2 protein-coding genes are annotated in these 6,999 nt (G+C 77.5%); both read right to left on the reverse strand.

Annotated elements, in window-relative coordinates:
- Positions 1–5,208 (reverse strand): type I polyketide synthase (locus B1205_RS29640; protein ID WP_254909897.1); only part of this gene is annotated, 5,208 nt, incomplete at its 3' end.
- A complete protein-coding gene (locus tag B1205_RS11230; RefSeq protein ID WP_441338481.1) occupies positions 5,099–6,949 on the reverse strand; it encodes a condensation domain-containing protein in 1,851 nt (616 codons plus the stop codon). The genes B1205_RS11230 and B1205_RS29640, both read right to left, overlap by 110 nt.
- Positions 6,950–6,999 lie beyond the last annotated feature (50 nt).

Raw genomic sequence — 6,999 nt, forward strand, 5'->3', positions numbered from 1 at the left:
CCGGGCGCGCTGCCAGCGCGCGTAGTCGCCGTACTGGACGGCCAGCTCGGGCAGCGGGTCGCCGGCTGAGGTGCGGGCGGCGGCGTAGCGCGCGGCCACCTCGCGCGCCACCACGCCGAGCGACCAGCCGTCGGAGACGGCGTGGTGCATGGTCAGCGACAGGACGTGCCGGTCGGCGGCGACGCGCAGCAGCACGGCCCGGAACAGCGGCCCGGCGGCCAGGTCGAACGGGCGTCGCACGTCGGCGGCGAGGGCGGCGTGCACCCAGCCGGGCAGCGCCTCGGCCACCGCCGGCTCGACGACGCTGACCGGCGCGGCCACGTCCGGGCCGGCCGGGGCGGTCAGGACCGGCAGCTCCACCGGCCCGGCCGGAAGCACCCGCTGCACCGGGTCGCCGTCCGTGCCGACCGGGAACACGGTCCGCAGCGCCTCGTGCCGCCGCACCAGCCCGGCCAGCGCCGCGCGCAGCGCGTCCTGGTCGAGGTCGCCGTCGAGCAGCAGCGTGGTGCCGACGGTGTAGGCGTTCTGCGCGTACGCCTGGTCGAGGAACCACAGCCGGTGCTGCCCGGAGGAGAGCGGGGCCGGGCCGGCGTCCGGCGCGGCGCGGGGGATGCGCTCCCCGACCGCCGGTTCGTGCGGTTCGGTCGCGGTGTGCGGGACCGTCGCGGGCGGGACGGCTGGTCCGTCGTCGGCGGGTGCCGGCAGCGCCGCCGCGAGCGCCGCGACGGTCGGCCGGGCGAAGACCGTCTCCAACGGCACCGCCACGCCGAGGCGGTCGCGCAGCCGCACCACCACCTGGGTGGCGAGCAGCGAGTGCCCGCCCAGCGCGAAGAAGTCGTCGAGCGCACCGATCGGCCGGATGCCGAGCAGGTCCGCCCAGATCTCCGCCACGCACTCCTGGGCCGGCGTGGCCGGCGCGACGTACGCGCTGCCCAGCTCCGGCCGGTTGCCGAGGTCGACCTCGGTCGGCGTCCCGCCGTCGGCCGGCGCCCGGACCGGCCCGGCGGCGCCCGCGCCCGGCCCGGCGGCCGTCACGTCCGGCCCGGCGGCGGGCGTGCCGGGACGGGGTGCCGGCGCGATCCAGTGGCGGTGCCGCTCGAACGGGTAGCCGGGCAGCGGCACCCGCCGGTCGCCGTCGCCGTGGAACCGGTCGGCGTGCACCGGCACGCCGGCCAGCCAGAGCCGGCCCACCGCGTCGAGCAGCGTGTCCAGGTCGTCGGCCTCGGCTCCGGGGTGCCGCATCACGGACACCGTCCGGGCCGGGCGTACCCCGGCCAGCCGGGCCAGGCCGCCGAGCGCGTGCCCGGGGCCCAGCTCGGCCACGGCCGCGTCCTGCTCGGCGAGGAACGCCGCCGACTCGGCGAAGCGGACCGGTTCGCGCAGGTGCCGCACCCAGTACGTCGGGTCGGTGACCAGCCCCGGGGTGACCGGAGCGCCGGTGAGGTTGCTCAGGTACGGACGCGTCGGTTCGGCGTAGTCGACCCGGGCGGCGTGCGCGGCGAACTCGTCCAGCACCGGGTCGAGCAGCGCGGAGTGGTAGCCGCGCGCCACCCGCAGCGGGCGGCACTGGACGCCGTCGGCGTCCAGCCGGGCCCGCACCCGCCCGATCGCCGCCGGGTCGCCGGAGACCACGCACAGCTCCGGGGCGTTCACCGCGGCCAGCGACACGCCCTCGTCGAGCAGCCCCGACACCGCCGCCTCGGGCAGGCTGACCGCGAGCATCGCCCCGTCCGGCGTGCGCTCCACCAACTCGCCGCGCACCCGCACCAGGCGCAGCGCGTCGGCGAGCGGGAAGACGCCGGCCAGGCAGGCGGCCACGTACTCGCCGAGGCTGTGCCCGACCATCAGGTCCGGGGTGAGCCCCCGGGCGAGCAGCGTCCGGGCCAGCGCGTACTCCGTCACGAACAGCGCCGGCTGCACCAGCCGGGGGTGGGCGAGCAGCTCCGCCGCCGCGGCGTGGCCGCCCGGCGCCGGGCAGAGCACGGTACGCAGTTCCCGCCCCAACCCGTCGCCGAGCAGCGCGGCGCACTCGTCCACGACCGCCCGGTAGGTCGGCTCGCTCCGGTAGAGCCCGGCGCCCATCGCGACGTGCTGGGCGCCGTGCCCGGGGAACGCGAACGCCACCGTCCGGCGGTCACCCGGGTGGACCCCGGTGAACCGGCGGGCGGGCGAGTCGAGCGCGGCCACCGCGTCGGCGCGGTCCGCCGCGACCACGTACCGCCGGTGGGTCATCGGCTGTCGGCGGCCCAGCGCCGCCGCGACGTCCGCGAGCACCACCCCCGGGTGGGCGTCGAGGTGGTCGCGGAGGCGCCGGGTGGCGTCCTCCAGCGCGGCCGGCGTACGCGCCGACACCGTCAGCAGTCGCGGACCCGGCGCGGGCGGCGCCGGCGGCGCGGCCGGCGGCGCCGGCGGCTCCTCCAGCACGACGTGCGCGTTCGTGCCGCCCATGCCGAACGAGCTGACCCCGGCCCGGCGGGGACCGTCGGCGGGCCACGCCCGGGCGGTGGGGTCGAGCCGNNNCGCCGGGTGCGGCCGGTCCACGTTGATGGTCGGCGGCAGCGTCCGCGTCCACAACGCCATCACGGTCTTGATCAGGCCGGCCACCCCGGCCGCCGCGTCGGTGTGCCCGATGTTGGCCTTGACCGAGCCGAGCGCGCAGAAGCCGCGTTCGTCGGTGCCGCGCCGGAACGCCTCGGTCAGCGCCGCCACCTCGATCGGGTCGCCGAGGCTGGTGCCCGTGCCGTGCGCCTCCACGTAGCCCACCGACCGCGGGCTGACCCCGGCCGAGGCCAGCGCGCGGCTGATCACCTCAACCTGCCCGGCGACGCCCGGCGCGGTGTAGCCGGTGCGGCGGGCCCCGTCGTTGTTGACCGCCGAGCCACGGATCACCGCGTAGACCGTGTCGCCGTCGGCGACCGCGTCAGCCAGCCGCTTGAGCACGACCACGCCCACGCCGCTGGACTCGATGCTGCCGCGCGCGTCGGCGCTGAACGGGCGGCAGTGCCCGTCGGGGGAGTAGATGCCGCCGTCGTGCCAGAGGTAGCCGCGCCGCTGGGCGGGGAAGACGCTGACGCCACCGGCCAGCACCACGTCGGACTCGCCGGTCAGCAGGCTCTGCCGGCCCAGGTGCACGGCCACCAGCGAGGTCGAGCAGGCGGTGGCCACGGTGACCGCCGGCCCGGTCAGGTCGAGCTGGTAGGCGACGCGGCTGAGTAGGAAGTCCTTGTCGTTGCCGAGGGAGAGCTGGTGCTCGCTGAGCCCGCCGGTCAGCTCCGGGTGGCCGCTGAGATGGTCGAGCAGGTAGGAGCTGCGGCCCGAGCCGGCGAACAGGCCGACCCGGCCCGGGTGGCGGGACGGGTCGTGGCCGGCGTGCTCCAGCGCGTGCCAGGCGCACTCCAGCAGCAGCCGGTGCTGCGGGTCCAGCGTCTGCGCCTCGCGCGGCGTGACGCCGAAGAACGCCGCGTCGAACTCGTCGATGCCGGGCAGGACCGTGCCGGCGCGCACGTACGCCGGGTCGTCGATCCGGGTCGGGTCCGCGCCGTCGGCGAGCATCTCCTCGACGGTGAACTCGCGGACCGACTCCACCCCGTCACGGAGGTTCGCCCAGAACTCGTCGACGGTCCGGGCGCCCGGGAACCGACAGGCCATGCCCACCACGGCGACCAGCCCGTCGGCCGGGCCGCCGGTCGCGGTCGCGTCGACCGCGGGTGGGGCCTCACCGGTGGGCTGCGGTGCCGCGCCGGTCGTCGGGACGGAGACCAGGTACGCGGCCAGCGACTCGACCGTGGGATGGCGGAACAGGTCGGTGGCGGTGAGCACGTCACCGAGGTGGGCGCGCAGCCGGTCGAGCACGGCGAGCAGGCGCATCGAGTGCCCGCCCAGGTCGAAGAAGCTGTCCCGGGGCCCGACCGCGTCGACGCCGAGCACCTCCCGCCACACCTGGGCGACCAGCCGTTGCAGGCGTACCCGGTCGGCGTCCCACCGGTCCGGCGCGGTGGCCGCGACCGTCGTCGCGGCCCCGGTCCGGGCTGCGGTGTCCCCCGGCATGGCCGGGTGCGGTGCGGCGACCGGGCCGCCCGGCGCGGTCCCGGTGCCGTCGGATGCGGTGGCGGGGGAGTGGAGCTGGTGCGGTGCGGCGGGCGTCCGCCCGGCCGGTGCGGGCAGCGCGTCGGGGTCGACCTTGCCGTTGCCGGTCAGTGGCAGCGCGTCCAGCGGCACGAACACGTCCGGCACCAGCCAGGACGGCAGCTCGGCGGCGAGCGCGGCCCGCAGCCCGGCCGGATCGGCGGTCGCCTCGTCGGGGCCGGCCAGGTAGGCGACCAGGCGCGGATCGGCCGGGTCGTCGTGGCGCAACTGGACGGTCACGTCGGCGTCCGGCCGGTGCCGCCGGATCGCGGCCTCGACCTCGCCGCACTCCACCCGGTAGCCGCGCACCTTCACCTGCCGGTCGGTGCGGCCCAGGTATTCCAGGATCCCGTCCGGGCGGCGGCGCACCAGGTCGCCGGTGCGGTACAGGCGTGCGCCGGGCGCGTCGGAGAACGGGTCGGGCAGGAACCGGGCGGCGGTGTGGCCCGCCCGGCCCAGGTAGCCGCGCGCCACCCCGGCGCCGCCGACGTACAGCTCGCCGACCACGCCCACCGGCGCCGGGTTGCCCCAGCCGTCGAGCACGTACAGCGCGGTGTTGGCGATCGGCCGCCCGATCGGCACCGACCCGTCGGTGGGCGTGCCCGGGTCCACCTCGTACGCGGCGCAGCCGACCACGGTCTCGGTCGGGCCGTACTCGTTGACCAGCGCGGTCCCCGGCGCGTGCGTCCGCCACGGCGCGACCTGGTCGGCGCGCAGGTTCTCGCCGCCGATGACGAAGCACCGGGTCCGCCCGGCCAGCTCGTCCGGGCGGAGCTGGTGCGTGACCAGCTCCAACTGGGCCGGAGTGATCTTGACCAGGCCGAACGGGGTGGCGGTGTCGCGCAGCGCCTCGCCCAGCGCCGCCGGCCCCAGGTGCTCGCCGATCATCCGTACCGTGGCGCCGGCGGCCAGCGGCACGAGCAGGCTGGTCACGGTCAGGTCGAAGCCGACCGAGGAGTGCAGCGGCACCACGTCACCGGGACGCAGCCGGTACGCCTGGGCGGCCCAGCGCACGTAGTTCGCCGCCCCCCGGTGGGTGACCAGCACCCCCTTCGGGCGGCCGGTCGACCCGGAGGTGTGGATGACGTACGCCAGGTCGTCGGCGGTCGGCGCGGGCCGCCGGCGGGGCCGTCGTCGGGGCCCGCCNTCGGCGCGTCCGGCCCCGGCACCAGCAGCGCCGCGTCGCCGGGCACCAGGTGCGCCAGCTCGGCACAGGTGAGCACGACCGGGGCGGCGGTGTCCTCGACCAGGTACCGCAGCCGGGCCGGCGGGNCACGGTGAACGGCGTCGCGCGGGGCAGCAGCACCCCGACCAGGCTGCCCACGCCGACGCCCCGGGCGCGCAGCGTCCCGGCCAGCGCCTCGGCCCGCGCGTGCAGCTCGCGGTAGCTCAGCGTGGCCTCGCCGTCGGTCACCGCCACCCCGTCGGGGGTACGCCGGGCCTGCTCCTCGATCAGCGCGTGGACCAGGTCGTCCGGAGCCGCCGGGGTGGCGGTGCGGTTCCAGTCGGCGACGAGGCGCCGGTGTTCCGTGGCGGTGAGCATCGCGGCGGCGCCCACCGGCGCGTCCGGGTCGGCCAGCAGGGACGCCAGCAGCGTCTGGAAGTGGCCGGCGAGACGGGCCATGGTGTCGGCGTCGAACAGGTCGGTGCGGTACTCCAGCACGGTCCGCAGGCCCCGGTCGTTTTCCCGGACGGCGACGGTGAGGTCGAACTTGGCGGTCCCGACCGGCACCTCGACGGTGCTGACCTGGAGGCCGTCGAGGCGCGGCGGGGTGGCCTCGCGGCCGTACACGAACATCACCTGGAACAGCGGGCTGAAGCCGGCCCGCCGGGCCGGACGCAGCGTCTCCAGCACCGTCGAGAAGGGAAGCTCCTCCCGGCTCAACCCGTCGAGGACGGCGGTGCGCACCCGGCCCAGCAGGGTGGCGAAGGACGGCTCGTCGTCCAGCCGGGCCCGGATCGCCACGGTGTTGAGCAGCAGCCCGACGAGCTGCCGCGTCTCCGCGTGGCGCCGGCCGGCCACCGGCGTGCCCACCACGACGTCCCGCTCGCCGGTCCACCGGGCCAGCAGCACATGCAGCACCGCCAGCAGCACCATGTACGGCGACACCCCCGCCCGCCGGCAGAACGCGGCCAGCTCCTCGGCGGGTACGTCCAGCGGCACGGTGAGGGTGGCGCCCGCGCCGGACGGCACCGCCGGCCGTGGCCCGCGGGTGGGCAGGTCGAGCGCGGCGGGCGCGTCCGNCTCCGTGCCGGTGAGCCAGCCGCGTTGCCGGCGCGCGTGGTCGCGGCAGTCGCCCTCGACCGGGTCGAGCCCGGCCGGCACCCCGGCGCGGTGCGCCGCGTAGAGCCGCTCCCACTCCTCGTGCAGGATGCCCAGCGACCACTCGTCGACCGCGACGTGGTGGATCGTCAGCAGGAGCACATGCTCCTGCGGCGCGCACCGCAGCAGGTCGGCCCGGAGCACCGGACCGCGTACCAGATCGAGCGGTTCGCGGGCGGCGGCCCGCAGCCGTTCGCGGACCTCCCGGTCGCGTTGCCAGCTCGGCAGGCCGCTCAGGTCGTGCACCCGCAGCATCCCCGGACGCGGCTCGTGGACGACCTGGACCAGCCCGGTCCCGTCCTCCCCGGTCCGGGGCAGGCCGTTTCCGGTCCCGGTCGGCGTCGGCCCCGGCGCGAGCGTGGTGCGCAGCGCGGCGTGCCGGGCCACCAGCCCGTCGAGCGCCGCCGACAGCGCCGCGGTGTCCAGTGGACCGTGCAGGCGGTACGCCAGCGGCACCAGGTAGCCGGGCCAGCCCGGGTCGAGCCGGTCCAACTGCCACATCTGGCGTTGCGCGGCGGTGGCCGGCGCGGCCCGCTCGGGGCGGGGGCCCC

It is taken from the genome of Micromonospora sp. NBS 11-29, assembly GCF_002140155.1.
GTDB lineage: Bacteria > Actinomycetota > Actinomycetes > Mycobacteriales > Micromonosporaceae > Micromonospora.